Source organism: Streptomyces sp. NBC_01275 (assembly GCF_026340655.1).
Lineage (GTDB): Bacteria > Actinomycetota > Actinomycetes > Streptomycetales > Streptomycetaceae > Streptomyces.
Genome location: NZ_JAPEOZ010000001.1, coordinates 1,850,839 through 1,871,254 on the forward strand (window position 1 = coordinate 1,850,839; position 20,416 = coordinate 1,871,254).

Sequence of the window (20,416 nt, forward strand, 5' to 3'; positions counted from 1 at the left end):
TTCGTACCCCTCCGGGGTCGTTTCCAGACGCTCTTCGTCCACTTTGTTGCGTGAGCATGTCAATCCTGTTGATGCCTCCTCAGCTTCCTTGTTCTACCCCTGTAGTTGACCGAGGCTTTACCTCGGCCGAGAGCGGAACGCGACGCTCGACGCCGTGCGTGCGACACCGCGCGCACCCCCACAGGCGCGCGCCCCACCCGGGCGAGCGCCGCCAGGAGGAGGACTCCCCCGTCATGGCACACCTGCGCAGCACCAGGATCCGCGTCACCGCCGCCGCCACCGTCGCGGCCGCCGCCCTCGTCGGCGGGCTCACCGCGCTCCCCGCCCAGGCCGCCCCGGCCGAGGGCAGGGTCCTCGCGGCCGGCTCCCCCACCGCCGTCAAGGACAGCTACATCGTCACGCTCAAGCAGGACGCCGGCTTCAAGGCGTCCTCGGCCACGGGCAAGGGCCTCATCAAGGAGTACGGCGGCTCGGTGGACAAGACGTTCACCGCCGCGCTCAACGGCTACACCGCCACCCTCTCCGCAGCCGAGGCCCGCAGACTGGCCGCGGACCCGGCGGTGGCCGCCGTCGAGCAGAACCAGACGGTCCGGGTGGCCGACACCACGCAGTCCAGCGCCCCCTGGGGCCTGGACCGCGTCGACCAGACCTCGCTCCCGCTGTCCGGCACCTACACCTACCCGGACACCGCGGGCAGCGGCGTCACCGCGTACGTCATCGACACCGGCGTGCGCATCACCCACTCGCAGATCAGCGGCCGTGCCTCGTACGGCTACGACGCGGTCGACGGCGACACCACCGCCTCCGACGGCAACGGCCACGGCACCCATGTGGCCACCACGATCGCGGGCTCCACCTACGGCGTCGCCAAGAGCGCGAAGATCGTGGCGGTGCGGGTGCTCGACAACGCCGGCTCCGGCACCACGGCCGGCGTGATCGCGGGCATCAACTGGGTGACGGCGAACCACTCCGGCCCCTCGGTCGCCAACCTGTCGCTCGGCGGCGGCGCGTCCACCACCCTGGACACGGCGGTGAAGAACTCCATAGCCAGCGGCGTCACTTACGCCGTCGCCGCGGGCAACAACAACGCCAGCGCCTCCTCGTACTCCCCGGCGCGCGTCGCCGAGGCCATCACGGTCGGCGCCACCACCAGCACCGACGCCCGGGCGAGCTACTCCAACTACGGCTCCGTCTTGGACATCTTCGCCCCCGGCTCCTCCATCACGGCGGGCTGGTACACCAGCGACACCGCCACGAACACCATCTCGGGCACGTCGATGGCGACCCCGCACGTCGCGGGCGCGGCCGCGGTCTACCTGGCCGGCCACACCTCGGCCACCCCGGCCCAGGTCGCCACGGCGCTGATCAACGGCTCGACCGCGAGCAAGGTCACCAGCCCGGGCACCGGTTCCCCGAACCGGCTGCTGAAGATCGTTCCGTGACACACCGGCACCACACCACCGGCACAACCAACACCACCGAAGCCGAACCGAGTTGACCCGTTCCCCGGAGGCCTCCGTCGCCTCCGGGGAACATTTGCGTCCGCCTGCGTCCGCCCCTTCCAATGGGACACACCGTTCTGTAACGGTCAAACGAACAAAAACGGCAGAGGACCGCCAAGGGCTTGCCATCCGGGCGTAATCATCAATACCGTCATACTTCTCACTCGCGTCGGTCCGTCGGCAACGGCTCCAGGGGAGGGCTCAGGGACCGCGACGGTATCGGGGCGGGAGCGCGGTAGGGGGGTGCCGTGCTCGGTGACCGCACTGGTGACCGGGCCGTGCCGCGCGGTCGGCCGCCGTCTTTCGCCGGTGGCCGGTCAGCTTTGCCAGCTCGCCCTTGTGTGCGCGGAGATCACTCCGCCATGGGCGAGAAACCCCCCTTTCGAACCGGACGTGGATCCGGGCCGCCCAGGGGCGGGCGGCCCACCGGACGAGAGGGACCAGACTCATGAGTTCCGTTCTGCAGCCGGCGACATCGGGCCAGGATCTTGACGACCCGTCCATCGCCGTCATCTACCGGCCGATCTCCTCTCACCTGGCCATCGCGCCGCCGGTGAGCGTGGTCATCCCCGCGATGAACGAGGCCGAGAACCTTCCGTACGTCTTCAAGACCCTGCCGGACTGGATCCACGAAGTGGTGCTGGTCGACGGCAACTCCACCGACGACACCGTCGGCGTCGCACGCGAACTGTGGCCCGGCGTCAAGGTCGTCGGACAGCAGGGCCGGGGCAAGGGCGACGCCCTGATCACCGGCTTCGAGGCGTGCACCGGCGACATCATCGTCATGGTCGACGCCGACGGCTCGGCCGACGGCAACGAGATCGTGTCGTACGTCTCCGCGCTCGTCTCCGGCGCCGACTTCGCCAAGGGCTCGCGCTTCGCCAACGGCGGCGGCACCGACGACATGACCTTCATCCGGCGCATGGGCAACCGGGCCCTGTGCGCCATCGTCAACCGCAAGTTCGGCGCCCGCTACACCGACCTGTGCTACGGCTACAACGCCTTCTGGCGGCACTGCCTGGACAAGATCGAGCTCGACTGCACCGGCTTCGAGATCGAGACCCTGATCAACATCCGGGTCGTCAAGGCCGGGCTGAAGGTGCAGGAGATACCCAGCCACGAGTACCTGCGCATCCACGGCGTGAGCAACCTGCGCGCCGTGCGCGACGGACTGCGGGTGCTGCGGGTCATCCTGCGGGAGCGCTCCAACCGGCGGGCCCTGCGCCGCGTCGGCCGCCGCTCTCCCCTGCTCGACTCGGCGCGGGGAGACTCCATGCGGGGAGACTCCATGCGGGGAGAGCTGTCTTGAGCGCGATCGGCATCTCCGTCGTCGTCTGCGTGTACACCGAGGACCGCTGGGAGGACGTCCTCGCGGCGGTCGCCTCGGTGCGGGCGCAGACCCACCCGGCCCTGGAGACCCTGCTCGTCGTCGACCACAACCCGACGCTCCTGGACCGGCTGGCCCGGGAGTACAAGGAGACCGACGAGGTACGGGTGCTGCCCAACGCGGGCCCGCGCGGTCTGTCGGCCGGCCGCAACACCGGCATCGCGGCCTCCTGCGGCGAGGTCATCGCCTTCCTCGACGACGACGCCGTCGCCGAACGGGACTGGCTGCGCCGCTTCGCCGACCCCTACAGCGACCCGCGCGTCCTGGCCGTCGGCGGCAAGGTCGTGCCGGTGTGGGCCTCCGGGCGGCGGCCCGACTGGTTCCCCGAGGAGTTCGACTGGGTGGTGGGCTGCTCGTACCGGGGCCTGCCGGCCGGCCGCGTCCGGGTGCGCAACGTCCTCGGCGGGAACGCCTCCTTCCGGCGTACGGCGTTCGACCTCGCGGGCGGTTTCGCCAGCGGCATCGGACGCGACGGCAACAAGCGGCCGATGGGCGGCGAGGAGACGGAGCTGTGCATCCGGCTCAGCCGGGCGAGACCCGACGCGATCCTGCTCGTCGACGACCGTGCGGTGATCCACCACAAGGTGCCCGAGGCGCGCGAGCACTTCGGGTACTTCCGCACGCGCACCTACGCCGAGGGCCTGTCCAAGGCGCTCGTCGCCCGCAGCGTCGGCGTCGACAAAGGCCTGGAGTCCGAACGCCGGTACACCACCCGGGTGTTGCCGGCCGGAGTCGCCCGCGGTCTGCGCGACCAACTCCTGGCCCGCCCCGGCGGCGCCCGCCGCGCGGCCGCGATCGTCACCGGCGTCCTCACGGCGGCCGGCGGCTACGCGATCGGCAGCGTACGAGCCCGCCGGGCCGGGACGACGTTCACGGTGGTGCCGATCGACCCGACGGCCGGCCGACCACCGGACCGGACAACAGGCGAAGCCACACACCGACCGACGGACCGGGAGGCGGGCGAGGCAACACACGGGACCGCGGACCGGAAGGCGGACTCGGTGATGAATCGGCCGACGGACGAGGCGGCGCACCGGCCGACGGACGGGCCGACGGACGGCGCAACGCCCCGGTCGGCGGAGCGGCCGGCGGACCAGGAGCCCGCCGCATGAGGGAGGCGAGTGTTCCGATCCTCATGTATCACGCGGTCGCCGCCGAGCCGAACGACGCCACCCGTGCCCTCTCGGTCACGCCGGAGGCGTTCGCCGGGCAGTTGGCGGTGATCGCGGACCGCGGGCTCACCCCGCTCACCACGGCCGACCTCGCGGCCCGCTGGCGGGCCGGCCGGCCGCTGCCCGCCCGCCCGGTGCTCCTCACCTTCGACGACGGCTACGAGGGCGTGCACCGGCACGCCCTCCCCGTCCTGACCCGGCACGGCTTCCCGGCCACGCTGTTCGTGTCCACCGGCTGGATCCGGGGCGCGTACGACACCGGCGGCGGCCTGGACGCCATGCTGGACTGGCGACAGGTGCGCGAACTGGCCGACGCGGGCGTCGAGATCGGCGGCCACAGCCACACCCATCCACAGCTCGACCAGCTCGACGACGTCACCCTGAGCGCCGAGCTGACCCGCTGCCGGTACCTCGTCGGCGACGAACTGGGCGCCCTGCCCGAGTCGTTCGCCTACCCGTACGGCTACTCCAGCCGCCGGATCCGCACGGCGGTGCGCGGACACGGGTTCGCCCAGGCGCTCGCCGTGGGCAACTCCCTCGCCCGGCGCGCCCAGGGGCCGTACGCCCTGCGGCGGGTGACGGTACGGCGGTCCACGGACGCCGAGGAGTTCGAGCGGCTCCTCGACGGCCGCGCGATCGCCCGCACCTTCGCCAGGGACCGGGCGCTCACCAAGGGGTACGCGGTGGTGCGCAGGACACGGCAGCTCCATCGGCTGGTGTGAGAAGTCGGCGCGCACGGTCGGCGTGAGCGGCCGGTGTGAACGGGCGGTGTGAACGGCCGGCGGCTCCGGCGGGACTGCCTGGTGGCAGGGCCCGTCGGGGCGCCGGACACAGCCGGACATAGCCCGACGCAGACGACACACCGCGCGCACTGCGGAAACCGGGTGCAGACGGGGTCCCTGTGCCGGATCATGGCGGCATGTCCGCACTCCCACACGACGCACTGCCGATCCGGCTCAACGTCGACGACTCCGACTCCCCGTCCGACGTCGTCGACGCGCTGTTCCTCGGCCGCTTCGCGACGGGCGAGCAACCGTACTCGCACGCGGCGAACATCGACCGCGTGCGCTCCGGCGCGACCCTGCTGCCGCCGCACGCCCGTGTGCTGCGCGTCGCCCGCGACGAGGACCGCAGCGCGACGCTGGCCGAGGGCGACGGCTGGACGCTGCTGATCTCCCGCTGGAACCGCGGCGCCGACGTCACGGTCACGGCGACCACCGCCGAACTGGCCGCGGAGGTGCTCAACGAGGCCACGGACGGCGCGGCGGACGAGCCCGAACCCCAGCCGGAGAACGTGACCATGGGCTTCTGGTACGTCTCCCCCAGGCGCGGCCCGCACCGCACCACCCGCCAGATCTCCGCGGGCACCTGGGACGAGGTCCGCCCCAACTACACGACGCCCGTCGCCGAGGCGCTGGACCAGCTGATGGGGACGACCCCGGACGACATCGCCGGCCGGCTGCTCCTGCTGCACGGCCCGCCCGGCACCGGCAAGACCTCCGCGCTGCGCACGCTGGCCCGTTCCTGGCGGGACTGGTGCCAGGTGGACTGCGTACTGGACCCCGAGCGGCTGTTCTCGGACGTCGGCTATCTGATGGACATCGCCATCGGCGAGGAGGACGCCGCGGGCAGGGGCCGCTGGCGGCTGCTGCTCCTGGAGGACTGCGACGAGCTGATCCGCGGCGAGGCCAAGCACACGGCGGGCCAGGCGCTGTCACGGCTGCTGAACCTGACCGACGGCCTGCTCGGCCAGGGCCGCAACGTCCTGGTGGGCGTCACCACCAACGAGGACCTGGAGCGCCTGCATCCGGCCGTCGTCCGCCCCGGCCGCTGTCTGGCCCGGATCGAGGTCGGCCCGCTGACCCGCCGGGAGGCGACGGACTGGCTGGGCACCGAGGAAGGCGTCGGCCGCGAGGGCGCGACCCTGGCAGAGCTGTACGCGCTGCGCCGGGGCGTCTCCCCGACCTCACTGCCGGAGCCGCGGGGCGGGACGGACGCGGGACTGTATCTCTAGGGCCCGGCCCGAGCTCCGGGCGCGGCACGGTCCGGCGGCGGCGCGCAGTGAACGGCACGGTCACGCCTCGTACGCCGCCCGCAGGGCGTCCCTCACCGCCGCCGACGCCTGCTCCTCCGTCAGTCCGAGCCGCCGCACCCGCTCCGCGTAGGCCTGTGCGGCTCCCGCGGCCTCCCGCTCCGCCGCCGAGCCCGCGGCGGCGACGAACGTGCCGTTGCGGCCCCGCGTCTCGATCACCCCGTCCGCCTCCAGCGCCCGGTACGCCTTGGCGACGGTGTTCGCGGCGAGGCCGAGCGACTCGGCGAGCCCGCGCACCGTCGGCAGCCGGTAGCCGACCGGCAGCGCGCCGGAGCGCGCCTGGCCGGCGATCTGCGCCCGCACCTGCTCGTACGGAGCGGCGCTGTCATCGATGTGGATCTTCAAGGTCACGGGCCGATTGTCCCGCACCCGTCCCTCGCCCGTCCTCCCCCAACCGCACCCGTCCCTCGCCCGTCCTCCCCCCACCCCCGACCTGCCCGCACCCACCCCGCACGCACCCACCTGAAAATGAGAGGCGTCCGGGCGCGGCCCGCCCGTAGCGTGCGCTGACATGACCGTCATCGTGCGCGAGCTGCGCCCCGACGCACGGCCCGACATCGAAGGCTTCGTCCGGGTCCGGCACCTCGCTCTGCCCTACCTCCTCTTCACCCCCGAGTCGGTGGTCCACGACCTCACCCACGCCCACCCCGACGCCCGCTCCCGCAAGCTCGTCGCCGAGGAGGACGGCGAGATCGTCGGCACCGCCCAGCTCGGCCTCGCCCACAACAGCCCGAAGCCCGGCCAGGGCTACCTCAACGTGTACGTGGACCCGGCGCACACCGGACGCGGCGCGGGCACGCTGCTGGCCCGCACCGCCGAGGAGCAGCTGGCGGCGCACGGGGCGACCCGGCTGTTCGCCTGGGTGCTGGACGAGCCCGGCAACCGCGCCCACGCGGAGCGCCGCGGCTACCGGGCGAGCCGCAGCGCGCACTTCCTGCGCCTGGACCTGGCCGGGGCCGCGCTGCCGCCGCGCCAGGACCCGCCGCCCGGCGTCGAGCTGCGCACGGCCGCCGACTTCGCCGACGATCCGCGCCCGCTGTTCGCCCTGGACGCGGAGGCGGGGTCCGACGAGCCGAGCGACATCGACACCGAGGCCACCGACTACGCGGCGTGGATCGCGCAGCACTGGAGCCATCCCCACCTCGACCGGGAGCTGACCTCGGTCGCCGTGGCCGACGGCCGCCCCGTCGCCTTCAGCGTCGCCCACACCGCGGGCGGCCCCCGCTACTTCACCGCCATGACCGGCACCGCCCGCGCCTTCCGCGGCCGGGGCCTGGCCAAGCTCGCCAAGAACGACTCCCTGCACCGCGCCCGCGCCGCGGGGTACGCGCAGGCGTGGACGGGCAACGACGCGGGCAACGGACCGATGCTCGCGGTCAACAAGTGGTTCGGATACGAGATCCAGGCGACGGAGGTGCGGTATGTCCGCGAACTCGGCTGACCGGGCCCGCCAGGTGGACGTCGTCCTCCTCAAGCGCGGCCGCACGAAGATCCGTTACGCGGCCGAGCTGCTGTCGGACGACGGCACGCGCATCGCCGTACGCGCCGCCTGGGCCGGCGACGGTGTGCGCGACTTCGGCTTCGTACGCTTCGAGGCGGGTGACGTCTTCACCGAGTACTACTGGCGGGACCGCTGGTACGCGGTGAAGGAGGTCCGCGACGCGAGCGGCGCCCTGAAGGGCTGGTACTGCGACATCACCCGCCCGGCGACGCTGTCCGGTGCCGAGCTGATCGTCGAGGACCTCGACCTGGACCTGTGGCGCTCCGCCGACGGCACGGACGTACTGCGGCTGGACGAGGACGAGTTCGAGGAGAGCGGTCTCACGACGACCGACCCGGAGGCAGCGGCGGCGGCCGTGGCCGCGCTCGACGAGCTGGAGGTGCTCGCCACCGTCGAGGGCGGCCTGGAGTCGCTGCTGGCCTAGGGGAGGCTGCACGGGGACACGGCCGCTCACACCGTCGCCACCACCGCGTACCGCTCGTCCTCCACCGCCCCGCCCCACAGCCGCGCGTCGTCGGACAGCCGCTCCACGCGGGTGCGCCCGGCGAGCGGGGTGAGGAGGGCGGTGAGCCGGTCCGCCGGTATGCCGACGGGGGCGACCGTGCCCCACACGCCCTCGACCAGCACGAGCCGCCCTCCGGGGCGCAGCAGGTCGCGCCAGTGGCGCAGGGCGCGGGCGGGGTCGGGGAGGGCCCACAGCACATGTCGTACGAGCACGGTGTCGAAGAGCTGTTCGCCGACCGGGGGCGCGGCCGCGTCGCCGAGGAGGAAGGCCGCGTCCCGCCCGGCCAGTTTGGCGCGGGCCAGGTCGATCATGTTCGGGGAGCGGTCGACGCCGGTGACGCGGTGTCCCTGCTCGGCGGCGAGGAGCGACAGACTGCCGGTGCCGCAGCCGAGGTCGAGGACGTCGCACGCGCGCCCCGGCAGCCAGCTGCGCAGCCGCTCCGCCCAGGCCGCGCGCACCTCGGGGTCGCGCAGCCCGTGATCCGGTTCCTCGTCGAAGGCGGCCGCCTCCGCGTCCCAGTCGACGCCTGCCGTAGTCATTTCGTCACTGTTTCCCCTCATGTGCCCAAGAGTGACACCTGCCACTGACACTCGAATCGTGACAGCCGCCACTGACAGATCAGGTGCGATGAGGAACTCTCCCGGAAAGGGTCTACCTCCGTGAGAACGCGGATCCCGGTGATCCTGAAGGAGGCAGCCATGCGCCGCACGACCGTGCAGAAGCCCCTGAAGAAGACGGAATCGCGCCGGATCCGCGACGAGGCGGACGAACGGCCCGCGGGCCGCCCCGAGGTGCGCAAGGACATCGCCCGCACCTGGTGGCCGGACGGCTGACGACCGGGCTGCCAGCCGGCTGACGGCTCGCTGGCGGCTCGCTGGCGGCCGACTACCTGAGCTCAGTCTCAGCGCTTCCTTAAGGCGACCCTAAAGATCGCTGCGAGCGGCCCCGAGCAGGCGATTTCACGGTTTCTTTGTTTCCGGCACCGCGTACGTGAGTACGTCACCACCGGTTCCGGTTCCGAGGAGATCCGCCATGCCCGCACGCCGCAAGGCCGCCGCCGTCGCCGTCGGCCTGACCCCGCTGGCCCTGACCGCGCTGTCCGCCGTGCCCGCGGCGGCGCACGGCTCGCTGGGCGACCCGGTCAGCCGCGTCGCCCAGTGCTATGCGGAGGGTCCGGAGAACCCGAGGTCGGACGCGTGCAGGGCGGCGGTCGCGGCCGGCGGGACGCAGGCGCTGTACGACTGGAACGGCGTCCGCATCGGCGACGCGAACGGGCGTCACCAGGAGCTGATCCCGGACGGCCGGCTGTGCAGCGCGAACGACGCGGAGTTCAAGGGCCTCGACCTGGCCCGCGCCGACTGGCCGGCGACGAGCGTGCGCGGTGGGTCGTACACCTTCGAGTACCGCGTGACCGCCCCGCACAAGGGGACCTTCACGGTGTATCTCACCAAGGCTGGCTACGACCCGGCGCAGCCGCTGGCCTGGGCCGATCTGGATCTGGAGCACCCGGTGGCGACCGCCACGGACCCGGTCGCGTCGGGCGGGTTCTACACGTTCTCCGGAACCCTGCCCGCACGGTCCGGCCGCCAGCTGCTGTATGCGATCTGGCAGCGTTCGGACAGCCCGGAGGCGTTCTACTCCTGCTCGGACGTCACGTTCGGCGACGGCTCCGGCGCGGCGCCGGCCGCCTCCGCGCCCTCGGAGGAGCAGATCCAGGACGGCGCCGACCGGTCGACGATCGAGCACCACGGTCACGGTGACGACGACGCGGCCACGACGACGGACCCGACCGCCTCCCCTTCGGCCGCCCCGGCCACGGACTCGTCGTCCACGGACTCGTCGTCCGCGGCCACGGCGGCCCCCGTGGCCGCGGACGACGACCGGCGCACCGCGGTCGGGTCCGGCGCCGGCTCGAGCAGCAGCTCGGGCGAGGACCTCGCCGAGACCGGCGGCGACGCCGGCGTCCCGTATCTGGCGGTGGGCGGCGCGACCGTCCTGGCGCTGGGCGCGGCGCTGCTGTTCGCGTCGGTGCGCAGGCGGGCGGCGGGCCCCCACCGGCCCGGCCGCCGAGCCGGGACCGGGGCGCCGAACCGGGCGCCCGCGACGAATGACTCCGGGGCCTGACCGGCGGCTCAGGTCGGACAGGCCCCGGCGAAACGATCCGCCCTCCGTGCTGTGCCCGCCGTCAGCTCAGGGCGGACGCGCAGGTGGTGGCGGTGGCGTGGGACGGGTCGAGCGCGTTGGCCACCTCGTGGAAGGCGATCCGGTCGAACAGCCCGATCGCCACGTGCTCGGAGAGGTCCAGCGGGCACAGGTCCTGGAGCAGGACGTTGTGTACGTCGGATCCGCTGAGGTACTGGCTGCGCCACGGTGTGGCCACCTCGTCGTACTTGGTGGCGATGACGGTGTAGTGGACGCCGGAGACGGTGTCGCCGCCCGCGTTGAGCTTGGTGAGGAAGGCCGAGCCGACGATCTGGTCGGCGAGGCCGGGGGTGGCGGCCGAGAGCAGGTCCTCGGCGCCCGGGAAGTAGGGCAGCAGGTTGGTGAGCCCGCTGAGCGTGGTGCCGTGGTTGTCGGGGGCGATGCCGACGAGCGCGTTCACCTTGGCGGCTCCGCCGAGGAACTTCAGGTAGTAGCGCGGCATCATCCCGCCCTGCGAGTGACCGACGAGGTCGGCCTCGGACGCACCGGTCGCGGCGAGCACCTTGTCGACGAAGGCGGAGAGCTGCTCGGCCGACCTGTCGATGGCACCGAGGCCGTTGAAGAGCGGGACGCCCGGCAGTTGGCCGTAGTCGAGCGAGTAGACGCAGTACCCGCGGACCGTCAGGTAGGGGGCCAGGGCCAGCCAGTTGTCGATCGAGTTCCCGAAGGTTCCGTGGACGAGGACGACGGGACGGGGGTGGGCGGCGGAGGGCTTGCAGCTGTAGTCGTTCCAGCCGCTCGACGAGGCGGCCGAGGCTGCGACGGACTCGACGGAGGCATGGGCGGCGGTGGCGGGGACGGTGGCCGCGGCGGCGGCCAGAAGCAGTGCGGCGAACGGTCTGAGCACGCGCTTCCAGGGCAGCATCGTGTGATCTCCTTGCGGCTCAAGGGAGGTGCGATGGCCTTACGCCCTGTGATCCGGATCACCAGGATGCTGTTCACCCATCAAGTTACGGATGAGTAGCAGACGTGTGAAGTTACGCGTCAGTAAAAACTTCCAGTGGTAGTCAGCGACTCAAGGACCACTGACGATCCGTCACCAGGCGGGCCTGATGGGACCGTAGGGCGCAATACGCATCAAACAGTCGCGCAACACGCGCACCTCACCCTCCCCCAGCACATCCGCCCAGGCCCGCACGACCTCGCCGGCCACCTCCTCGGCGGCCCGGGTGCAGTCCCACCCTCGCTCGGTGAGCACCACCAGCCGGGCCCGCGCATCCCCGGGATGCGGCCGCCGCTCGACGTACCCCTTGCGCACCAGCTCGTCGACGAGCTGGCTGGCGGCCTGCTTGGTGACCCCGAGATGGACGGCGAGGTCGGTGACCGTCGCGTCGCCCGGGGCGAGCCGGGCGAAGGCGAAGCCATGGGCGGGCCGCAGCTCGAAACCACGGGCGACGACACCGTCGTTGATGCGCTGCGTGAGCCCACCGGCGGCGGCGAGCAGGGCGGTGGCCAGGGCGAGGGCTTCGGAGTTCTGCACGCCCGCATTGAAACACCTTGACGAACTGGTCAAGCAGCTTGACTATGGAGCCATATAGTCAAGCTGCTTGACCATATTTCACGTCACCCGACGAACCACCCGGCACATCGGCCGACAAGCCACCCGGCGCGTCGCCCTCGACAGCCCACCCGACACATCGCCCGCCAGGAGGCACTCCCATGCCCGTCATCCGTTCCGTGGACGCCGTCACCCACGAGATCCACGGCGCCCGCTTCGTCTCGTACGCCACTCCCCTCACCGGCAGCAAGGAGCTGTGCGCCTGGCGCGGTGAGATTCCGGCCGGGACCAAGGGGCTCGCGCACACCGTCGACCGGGAGGAGATCTTCCACCTGCTCGTCGGCGACCTGCTCATCACGCTCGACGGCCGCACCGAACAGGTCTCGGCCGGCGACACGGTGATCGTCAACGCCGGTGCGACGCTCACCGTCGAGAACCCGACCGATCACACCGCGATCTCCTGGGTCACCACGTCCGTCGGCCTGACGGCACGACTGGCCGACGGGACGCAGATCACTCCCCCGTGGGCCAGCTGATCCGCTCGGCGAGCAGCTCGGCGCGCACCAGTTCGAGGAGCCGGCCCGCCCGGTTGCGGCCCCGGTCGCCGCCGGCGTCACGCCAGTACGGCTTGGCGCGCAGCAGACCGGCCATGACGGCGAGGCGTACGTCCGTCCAGCCGTCGCGCCGTACGGCCCAGCCGCCCCGCCCCTGGGCCTCGTCGGCGGTGGGGGCCTCGCGTACGGCGACGCGGTCGGCCTCTTCCGCCGTGGACAGCGCCCAGCAGCCGTGCAGGACGGAGGGGCAGGTGTCGCCGCCGTAGCGGACGGGGACCGGGAAGTCGTTGCGCAGGGCGGCCAGGTCGAGCTCCGCGGGGCGGCCGTCGCGGAAGTAGCGCCGGTGCAGGGCGACGACCGGTCGGCCCGCCGTGACCGCGTCGTCGGCGTGCCGTCCCCTCTCGCGCGCCACACCCCCCTCCCCGCGTGCGAAGCAGTCCAGCGCCCACTGGTGCAGCGCGTCCGTCGCCACCGGGCCGTCCCCGTCGACGGGCTCGCCGAGCTCGGTGAGCAGGATCCGCACGGGGCAGTCCGGGTGGTCCATGCCGCCCAGGCTGTGGACGCGCCGGTGCGGCGGAATGCCCGGGCAAGCCGCCCGCAGCAGCTCCCGGTGGGCCTCGGAGGGCGCCTTCAGGAAGCGGCCGATCGCGTCCCGGCAACGCTCGACGGCCGTCGGCCGGCCCGCCAGTTCCTCCACGATGTCGGCGACCTCGAGAGTCGCCGCCATGCCATGCGGGCACCCTGTGTCCCCCCGGGCGGCCGACGCCCCCGATATCGCCGCCCCCGGAAAACACCGTTCTCCTCCAACTGCTCCTCCCGGTCGGGGAGGTGACGGAGCGGCTCCTGTTCCGGCTCCTGTTTCGGCCGCGGCTCGTCTCGCCAAGGAATCGTTTATGTGTTCGAATCTAGTCGCTGACCAGGGTCGACGAGGCTAGAGTAATCGAACGAGCGTACGATGAACATATCGGGCGTATGGCCGAAATGACTGAAAAGGGGTGGAGTGATGGAGGTACGGCATGGCGGGCTTCGCCCATCTGCACGTCGCGTCCGGTTACTCCGCTCGCTACGGCGCCGCCCACCCCGAGCAGCTCGCCCGGCGGGCGGCCGAGCGGGGCATGACGACGCTCGCGCTCACCGACCGGGACACGGTCACCGGGGCCGTGCGGTTCGCGCAGGCCTGCGCCGGAACCGGGGTCCGGCCGGTCTTCGGCATCGACCTGGCCGTGGCGGCCCTCGCGCCCCCGCCGCCCGGCCGGCGCCGCCGCACCCCGGCGCACGGCGGCGCGCACGTCGTCGAGCCGCCGCTGCGGTTCACGCTGCTCGCACAGGACCGGGCCGGATGGGCGCGACTGTGCCGCATCACGTCGGCCGCGCACGCCGGGACCGCGTCCGGCGCGGCGCCGGTGGCGGTGCCGTGGGAGGCGCTGCGCGCGTACGGCGGCCCCGGGCTGACGGTGTTGCTCGGACCGCTCTCGGAGCCGGTCCGGGCACTGACGGTGGGCCGGGAGGACATCGCGATGAAGCTGCTGGCGCCGTGGCGGGAGATCTTCGGGAGGGAGGTCCGGCTGGAAGCCGTCGCGCAGAAACGTTTCGGCACCGGACCGGGATCCCTGCGCCTGGCCGCCCGCACCCTGGCCCTGGCCGACCGCACCCGCACCACCGCCGTGCTCTCCAACGCCGTCCGCTACGCCGACCCCGACCAGCACCGCCTCGCCGACGTCCTGGACGCTGCACGACTGCTGAGGCCGATCGACCGGCGTCGCCTGGACAGCGGACAGCGCTGGCTCAAGGACGAGAGGGCGATGACGGTCGTCGCACGGATGGTCGCCGAATGCGCCGGAACGGATGCCCGCAGGGCCCGCCGCCTGCTGGCGGACACCGCCGCCACGGCGACCGCGTGCACCGTCGACCCGGCGGCGGACCTCGGGCTGGGCGCCCCGCACTTCCCGGAACCGTCGCTCTTCGGCGCCGAGCCCCAGGCGGGCGGAGCCGCACAGCTGCTGCGCCTGCGCTGCGAGGCCGGCCTGGCCCGCCGCGGCCTCGACCGCGACCGAGCGGCGCTCGACCGACTGGACCAGGAACTCGCCGTGATCTCCCAGCTGGACTACGACGCGTACTTCCTCGCCGTCGGCCAGGTCGTCGCCGACATCCGGGAGAAGGGCATCCGGGTCGCGGCCCGCGGCTCGGGCGCCGGTTCGATGGTCTGCCACGCCTTGGATATCGCCACCGCCAACCCCCTCGACCACCGTCTGCTGTTCGAACGCTTCCTGAGCGTGCGCCGCAGGTCGCTGCCCGACATCGACATCGACGTGGAGTCCGCGCGACGGCTGGAGTGCTATGACGCGATCTTCGAACGGTTCGGCAAGGAGCGGGTGGCGGTCACCGCCATGCCCGAGACCTACCGGGCCCGCCGCGCCCTGCGCGACACCGGTCTCGCGTTGGGCGTCGCGCCCGCGGACGTCGACCGGATCGCCAAGAGCTTCCCGCACCTGCGGGCCTCGGATATCACGAACGCGCTCGCCGAACTGCCGGAACTGCGGCAGCTGGCGGCCGAGGCGGACCGGTACGGACCGCTGTGGGAGCTGGCCGAGGGCCTCGACTCCCTGGTCCACGGCATGGCCATGCACCCCTGCGGAGTGGTCATCAGCGACGCGACCCTCCTGGACCGGCTGCCGGTGCAGCCCACGCCCCAGGGCGACTACCCCATGGCGATGGCGGCGAAGGAGGAGATCGAGGCGCTGGGCAACATCAAGCTCGACGTCCTGGGCGTGCGGATGCAGTCCGCCATGGCCCACGCCGTCACCGAGATCGAACGCACCACCGGCAACCGCATCGACCTCGACGACCCCGAGCAGGTGCCGCTCGACGACGTCTTCGCGTTCAAGCTCATCCAGGAGAGCCAGACCCTGGGCCTGTTCCAGCTGGAGTCACCCGGCCAGCAGGACCTCCTGTCCCGGCTCCAGCCCCGCGATCCGCAGGACGTCATCGCCGACATCAGCCTCTTCCGCCCCGGCCCGGTCGCCGGCGGCATGCCCGAGCGCTACATCGCCGCCCGCCACGGCGGCACACCGACCTACGCCCACCCCGACCTCGAACCGGTGCTCGCCGACACCTACGGCGTGACCATCTGGCACGAGCAGATCATCGAGACGCTGTCGGTGATGACCGGCTGCGACTACGCGCTGGCGGAGATCGCCCGGCGGGCGCTCGGGGAGAAGGACCGACTGCCGAAGATCAGGGACTGGTTCCACAAGCTGGCACGCGCGCGTGGCTACAGCGCGGCCGTCCGGGACGAGGTCTGGCGGACCGTCGAGGCCTTCGGCGCGTACGGCTTCTGCCGGGCGCATGCGGTCGCCTTCGCCGTCCCCGCCCTGCAGAGCGCCTGGCTCAAGGCGCACCACCCGGCGTTCCTGCTGGCCGGTCTGCTCGAACACGACCCCGGGATGTGGCCCAAGCGCGTCCTGGTGGCCGACGCCCGCCGCCGCGGTGTCCCCGTCCTGCCCGTCGACGTCAACCGCTCCAAGGTGAAGCACACCGTGGAGATGACCGAGAAGGAGGAGTGGGGCGTGCGGCTCGCGCTGTCCGGAGTGCGCGGCATCAGCGAGGAGGAGTGTGCGCGGATCGAGGAGGGGCAACCGTACGGATCGCTGTCGGACTTCTGGCAGCGGGCCCGCCCCAACAGACCCGTCGCCGAACGCCTCGCCGAGATCGGCGCCTTGAACTGCCTCCACGACGGGCGCCTCACCCGACGTGATCTCCTGCTCCAGATCACCGAGTTGTACCGGCAGTCCCGCGCCCGGACCGCGCACGAGGGTCAACTGCCCATCGACACAGGCGCTGTTGGAGGAGCGGAGCCGAGCGGTCTGCCGGAGATGACCGGACGCGAAGCCCTGAGCGCCGAGCTGAGCACCCTCGGCATCGACGTCTCCAGGCATCTGATGGAGCACCACCACCGTCTCCTGCGCGAGATCGGCGCGACCGACGCGGCCCACCTGGCCGACCTGCGTGCCGGGCAGCGTGTATTGGTCGCCGGTGTACGCGCCTCCACCCAGACCCCGCCGATCGCCAGCGGCAAGCGGATCATCTTCGTCACCCTGGAGGACGGCTCCGGCCTGGTCGACCTGGCCTTCTTCGAGGACTCCCACCCGGCCTGCGCCCACACCGTCTTCCACAGCGGCCTGCTCCTGGTCCGCGGCACGGTCCAGGTGCGCGGCACCCGCCGTACCGTCGTCGGCGCCATGGCCTGGGACCTCGACGAGATCGCCACCGCCCGCCGCGACCACGGCCCCGAGGCCGCCCTCGCCCTCCTCGGCGCCGACCGCCCGCACCCGACCCCCGCCCAGTCGGCTCCGGGCCAGTCGCAGCCCGCCCCCGCCCCCGCCCAGCCGCACCGCACCCTCGCCAACGGCACCACCGGCGCCCGCCTCCACCCCTACGCCGACCTCCAGCCCGCCGGCACCCGCTCGGCCGACCTGAAGAAGTTCGGCCACCGCAGCCCGGGGAGCGCAGGATGACCACCCGTCGGCGACACATCGCCCACCTCCACCTGCACGCCTCACTGACCGAGGCTCAGTGGGCCGATATAATCGAACTGATGTCTGGTATCACGCCTCACGTCCAGACCGTCCCACCCAACGCCGTCCAGCTCGACCTGACGTCGGCACTCAGATACTTCGGCCTGTCCCCCTACGACGTCGTCCAGTTGGCGAAGCTCCGCCTGAAGGCCCTCTACGGCATCGACAGCAGCGCTGGGCTGGCAGACAACCGCATGCTGGCAGCCATGGCGGCCGACGCGGCCGCACCGGGAGACACCACCTGGATCCGCGACGGGCAGGCCGCCACTTGGCTGTCCCCCCGTCCGGTCACCGCCCTGCCGGGGATCGGGCGCGCAACAGCGGAAACGCTCAGCAGATACGGGCTGCACACCATCGGCCAGATCGCCGACATACCCGCGGCAACCCTGCAACGCCTTCTCGGAGTCGGTTCGGCCCGGCTGCTGGCCGAGCGCGCCCGCGGTCACGACCCTCGTCCGGTGAGCCCTTCGGAACCGGCGGCGCACCTGGCTGCCGATCTCATGCTGGAGCGGGACTGCCTGGACCCGGCACAGCATCACCGAGCGGTCCTGGCACTCGCCGACCGGATCGGCCAACGCCTGCGTGGTGAAAGCCAGACCGCCGGCCGACTCACGCTCACCGTGCGGTACGCCGACCACAGCTCCACCACCCGTACGCGCGCGCTGTCGGAACCCACCAACCACTCACCGACTCTTGCCGCAACTGCCCTGAGCCTGCTGACCTCCCTGGGGCTGCAGCGGGCACGAGTCCGGGCCTTCGCCATCCGTGCCGACCGCTTGGGGCCGACCAAAAGCGCCCACCGCCAGCTCTCTCTGGATCCTGGTGACACCCGTGCCCGCGCAGCCGAAGCCGCCGCGGATCGCGCCCGCCGGCGTTTCGGGCCGGAGGCTCTACGTCCAGCGACTCTGGCGGACTGACCGCTCGCGCCAAGAACACTGGCTTCTGACGAAACCGGTCCTCCTGGTCGCAGGTGGCGGCCCGGCTGGCGAGGAGCTGGAGGCTGTCATGGGCGGGGGTGCCGGGTTCGGCGCTGAGGGCGGTGAGGGTGAGGCCGGGCTCGGTGGGGATGGGCATGGCCTCGAAGGGGAGGGCGAGTTCGCCGACCGCAGGGTGGTGGAAGTACATGATCGTGGACATCGCGCTCGACCTGGTGTCGGGGCGGGCGACCGTCGCCGCGGTGTGAGCGCCGGAAGAAGAGGCTGACGGCACGCAGATCGCACCGCCGGCGCCGCCGTCCACCAGGCGGGGCCTGCGTGCGGCATCGCCTCAGCCGAGTTGCGTCCCCGTCGCCGACAGCGCCTCCGTCACCGGCTGGAAGAACGTCTCCCCGCCCGAGGTGCAGTCGCCGCTGCCGCCGGAGGTGAGGCCGACGGCGCTGCCGCCCGAGAAGAGGGAGCCGCCGCTGTCGCCGGGCTCGGCGCAGACGTCGGTCTGGATCAGCCCGCTCACGACGTCGCCGTCGCCGTAGTTCACGGTGGCGTCCAGGCCGGTGACCGTGCCGGAGTGGACCTGGGTGGTCGAGCCGCTGCGGGTGACCTTCATGCCGACGGTGGCCTGCGCCGCGCCCGTGATCCGCTGGGCCGAGCCGTCGTAGAGGTCGACCTCGCTCGGGTGGTCGACGTCGGCGGTGTACTTGACCAGTCCGTAGTCGTCGCCCGGGAAGCTGGAGGCCTCGTTGACGCCGATCTCCTTGCCGGAGGAGTCCGACCAGGTGGAAATGGCGTCGGTGCAGTGCCCCGCGGTCAGGAAGTACGACTGGCCGCCCTTGACCACGTTGAAGCCGAGCGAGCAGCGCCCGCCCGAGCCGGTGATCGCGTCGCCGCCTGCGACGTAGGGGGTGAACTCCCCCTTGGTGCGCTGGAGTTCGGCCACCGAGCCGAGGCCGTCGACGACCTTGGCGAGCTTGGCCCACGCGGCGTCGGAGACGGTGCGGTCGGCGGTGACGACGACCTTGTCGGTGCGCGGGTCGGTCGCCCAGGCGGTGCCGGGGATGTCGGCGTGGGCCTTGAGGGTCGTATGGGCGCCGGTCAGTTCGGCGAGGGAGTTCTGGACGACTCTGGCCTGCGCGCCGGCCGCCTCGACGGTCTTCGCGGCGGCCGCGTCGAGCACGTTCACCACGAGGCTCTTACGCTGCGGGTCGTAGTAGGCGCCCGCCGCGTCGGCGCCGAGGTCCTCGCCCAGCGCCGAGGCGAGCTTTCCGGCCGCCAGGGCCGAGAGGGCGGTGGGCCGGGAAGTCTGCGCGGGCTCGCTGGCGTTCGCGCTCTGGAACTGGAAGGTGACGCCTGCGGCGACGAGCGCTGCGACGCCCGCGCCCGCCGTGACCGTCCGGCGCCCGGGTATGCGTCGGTGCTTCAACTCTTGTCCTCCTGTGGGGGGCGACCCGGGCGGTCGTGGGGACCGTACGGGCCGGAAGGCCGGTTGACGGGCAGCCACTCTTCCGAACCGCACAGGGAGCACACAAGGTCGCCCTCCGCACGCGCACAGGGTGGGCACCGCACGCCCTCCGCGCCTTCACCACCCCGTTCGCCGGCTACTCCTGGCCCGATGCCCTCTCCGGTGCGGGCGCCGTGGGCAGCGGCTGCTGGGCCCGTTCCAGGAAGCGCAGCAGCTCCACCGGGAACGGCAGCACCAGCGTCGAGTTCTTCTCGGCGGCGACCGCCACGACCGTCTGCAGCAGTCTCAGTTGGAGTGCGGCGGGCTGCTCGGACATCTCCTTCGCGGCCTCGGCGAGCTTCTTCGACGCCTGGAGTTCGGCGTCGGCGTTGATGACCCGGGCCCGCCGTTCGCGGTCGGCCTCGGCCTGCCGGGCCATGGACCGCTTCATCGTCTCGGGCAGGGAGACGTCCTTGATCTCGACCCGGTCGATGGTGACGCCCCACTCCACGGCCGGGCTGTCGATCATCAACTCCAGCCCCTGGTTGAGCTTTTCGCGGTTGGACAGCAGATCGTCCAGTTCGCTCTTGCCGATGATGGACCGCAGGGAGGTCTGCGCCATCTGCGCGACGGCGAACCGGTAGTCCTCCACCCGGACGATCGCCTCGGCCGGCGAGGTCACCTTGAAGTAGACGACGGCGTCGACGCGCACCGTGACGTTGTCCCGGGTGATGCCCTCCTGCCCGGGCACCGGCATCGTGACGATCTGCATGTTGACCTTGCGGAGCCGGTCGACGCCCGGAACGATCAGGGTGAGCCCCGGTTCGCGCACCTCGGGCCGGAGTTTCCCGAGGCGGAAGACCACACCCCGTTCGTACTGCTTGACGACCCGGGCCGCCGCCGTCACGTACACCACTCCGGCGGACACGAGCACCGCTCCCGCCGCCGCCAACTCCACGACCATGCCGGCCCCCAGGGGTCCGAAGCACTACCTGTACTCCGACGGTAACCCCGCGCTCCGGACAAGGGCGAGCCCCCGCACGCCGGTTGCGTGCG

General features: G+C 72.3%; 19 protein-coding genes and 1 pseudogene. 12 read left to right on the forward strand and 8 right to left on the reverse strand.

What is annotated here, in order from left to right:
- The first annotated feature begins 233 nt into the window (after nucleotides 1-233).
- From OG562_RS07890 to OG562_RS07910, 5 genes are all read left to right on the forward strand, one after another.
- Complete coding sequence (locus OG562_RS07890; RefSeq protein ID WP_266395286.1) at nucleotides 234-1,442, forward strand: S8 family peptidase; 1,209 nt, start codon at nucleotides 234-236, stop codon at nucleotides 1,440-1,442.
- Between the two features lie 508 nt (nucleotides 1,443-1,950).
- On the forward strand, nucleotides 1,951-2,811 hold the full coding sequence (locus OG562_RS07895) for a glycosyltransferase family 2 protein (protein WP_266395288.1): 861 nt from the start codon (nucleotides 1,951-1,953) through the stop codon (nucleotides 2,809-2,811).
- A complete protein-coding gene (locus OG562_RS07900) occupies nucleotides 2,808-4,001 on the forward strand; it encodes a glycosyltransferase family 2 protein (RefSeq protein ID WP_266395292.1) in 1,194 nt (397 codons plus the stop codon). The genes OG562_RS07895 and OG562_RS07900 overlap by 4 nt, the downstream gene beginning before the upstream one ends.
- Nucleotides 3,998-4,783, forward strand: a complete 786-nt coding sequence (locus OG562_RS07905) for a polysaccharide deacetylase family protein (RefSeq protein WP_266395295.1) — start codon at nucleotides 3,998-4,000, stop codon at nucleotides 4,781-4,783. The genes OG562_RS07900 and OG562_RS07905 overlap by 4 nt, the downstream gene beginning before the upstream one ends.
- A gap of 197 nt (nucleotides 4,784-4,980) precedes the next feature.
- Nucleotides 4,981-6,075, forward strand: a complete 1,095-nt coding sequence (locus tag OG562_RS07910) for a DUF5925 domain-containing protein (RefSeq protein ID WP_266395297.1) — start codon at nucleotides 4,981-4,983, stop codon at nucleotides 6,073-6,075.
- Between the two features lie 60 nt (nucleotides 6,076-6,135).
- Here the strand turns inward: OG562_RS07910 and OG562_RS07915 are convergent, their stop codons facing one another.
- Nucleotides 6,136-6,504 carry a GntR family transcriptional regulator gene (locus OG562_RS07915; protein WP_266395300.1) on the reverse strand — a complete coding sequence of 123 codons (369 nt, stop codon included), beginning with the start codon at nucleotides 6,502-6,504 and terminating at the stop codon, nucleotides 6,136-6,138.
- A gap of 160 nt (nucleotides 6,505-6,664) precedes the next feature.
- On the opposite strand from OG562_RS07915, the gene OG562_RS07920 reads away from it, so the two are divergent.
- Nucleotides 6,665-7,594, forward strand: a complete 930-nt coding sequence (locus OG562_RS07920; RefSeq protein ID WP_266395302.1) for a GNAT family N-acetyltransferase — start codon at nucleotides 6,665-6,667, stop codon at nucleotides 7,592-7,594.
- The gene (locus OG562_RS07925) at nucleotides 7,575-8,078 is read left to right on the forward strand and encodes a DUF402 domain-containing protein (protein WP_266395304.1); all 504 of its coding nucleotides are present in this window, start codon (nucleotides 7,575-7,577) and stop codon (nucleotides 8,076-8,078) included. The genes OG562_RS07920 and OG562_RS07925 overlap by 20 nt, the downstream gene beginning before the upstream one ends.
- A 26-nt stretch (nucleotides 8,079-8,104) precedes the next feature.
- On the opposite strand, the gene OG562_RS07930 is transcribed toward OG562_RS07925, so the two are convergent.
- A complete protein-coding gene (locus OG562_RS07930; RefSeq protein ID WP_266395306.1) occupies nucleotides 8,105-8,719 on the reverse strand; it encodes a bifunctional 2-polyprenyl-6-hydroxyphenol methylase/3-demethylubiquinol 3-O-methyltransferase UbiG in 615 nt (204 codons plus the stop codon).
- A 138-nt stretch (nucleotides 8,720-8,857) separates the two neighbouring features.
- On the opposite strand from OG562_RS07930, the gene OG562_RS07935 reads away from it, so the two are divergent.
- Both OG562_RS07935 and OG562_RS07940 read left to right on the forward strand, forming a co-directional pair.
- Nucleotides 8,858-8,992 carry a hypothetical protein gene (locus OG562_RS07935; RefSeq protein WP_107105240.1) on the forward strand — a complete coding sequence of 45 codons (135 nt, stop codon included), beginning with the start codon at nucleotides 8,858-8,860 and terminating at the stop codon, nucleotides 8,990-8,992.
- Between the two features lie 199 nt (nucleotides 8,993-9,191).
- Complete coding sequence (locus OG562_RS07940; protein ID WP_266395310.1) at nucleotides 9,192-10,283, forward strand: lytic polysaccharide monooxygenase; 1,092 nt, start codon at nucleotides 9,192-9,194, stop codon at nucleotides 10,281-10,283.
- A 61-nt stretch (nucleotides 10,284-10,344) separates the two neighbouring features.
- Here OG562_RS07940 and OG562_RS07945 read toward each other — a convergent pair whose 3' ends face one another.
- Both OG562_RS07945 and OG562_RS07950 read right to left on the reverse strand, forming a co-directional pair.
- Nucleotides 10,345-11,226, reverse strand: coding sequence for a triacylglycerol lipase (locus OG562_RS07945; RefSeq protein WP_266395312.1), 882 nt, complete (start codon nucleotides 11,224-11,226; stop codon nucleotides 10,345-10,347).
- Between the two features lie 171 nt (nucleotides 11,227-11,397).
- Nucleotides 11,398-11,841, reverse strand: coding sequence for a MarR family winged helix-turn-helix transcriptional regulator (locus OG562_RS07950; protein ID WP_266395314.1), 444 nt, complete (start codon nucleotides 11,839-11,841; stop codon nucleotides 11,398-11,400).
- 179 nt (nucleotides 11,842-12,020) lie between these two features.
- Between OG562_RS07950 and OG562_RS07955 the strand changes: the two genes are divergently transcribed.
- Entirely contained in the window at nucleotides 12,021-12,395 is a 375-nt protein-coding gene (locus tag OG562_RS07955) for a cupin domain-containing protein (RefSeq protein ID WP_266395316.1), read from the forward strand.
- On the opposite strand, the gene OG562_RS07960 is transcribed toward OG562_RS07955, so the two are convergent.
- Complete coding sequence (locus OG562_RS07960; RefSeq protein ID WP_266395318.1) at nucleotides 12,373-13,140, reverse strand: DUF1768 domain-containing protein; 768 nt, start codon at nucleotides 13,138-13,140, stop codon at nucleotides 12,373-12,375. The two genes, OG562_RS07955 and OG562_RS07960, sit on opposite strands and share 23 nt — an antisense overlap.
- Before the next feature lie 289 nt (nucleotides 13,141-13,429).
- Here OG562_RS07960 and OG562_RS07965 point away from each other — a divergent pair, with 289 nt between their 5' ends.
- A complete protein-coding gene (locus OG562_RS07965) occupies nucleotides 13,430-16,927 on the forward strand; it encodes a DNA polymerase III subunit alpha (protein WP_266395320.1) in 3,498 nt (1,165 codons plus the stop codon).
- Nucleotides 16,924-17,904: an ImpB/MucB/SamB family protein gene (locus OG562_RS07970; protein ID WP_266395322.1), complete on the forward strand. Its 981-nt coding sequence runs from the start codon at nucleotides 16,924-16,926 to the stop codon at nucleotides 17,902-17,904. Before OG562_RS07965 ends, OG562_RS07970 begins: the two co-directional genes overlap by 4 nt.
- Nucleotides 17,905-17,956: 52 nt before the next feature.
- Here OG562_RS07970 and OG562_RS07975 read toward each other — a convergent pair.
- From OG562_RS07975 to OG562_RS07985, 3 genes and pseudogenes are all read right to left on the reverse strand, one after another.
- A pseudogene (locus OG562_RS07975) lies at nucleotides 17,957-18,106 on the reverse strand (transcriptional regulator); the annotation flags it as partial.
- A 147-nt stretch (nucleotides 18,107-18,253) separates the two neighbouring features.
- Nucleotides 18,254-19,342, reverse strand: a complete 1,089-nt coding sequence (locus tag OG562_RS07980; RefSeq protein WP_266395324.1) for a S1 family peptidase — start codon at nucleotides 19,340-19,342, stop codon at nucleotides 18,254-18,256.
- Nucleotides 19,343-19,517: 175 nt separating this feature from the next.
- Nucleotides 19,518-20,324, reverse strand: coding sequence for a slipin family protein (locus OG562_RS07985; RefSeq protein WP_266395326.1), 807 nt, complete (start codon nucleotides 20,322-20,324; stop codon nucleotides 19,518-19,520).
- Between the last annotated feature and the right edge of the window lie 92 nt (nucleotides 20,325-20,416).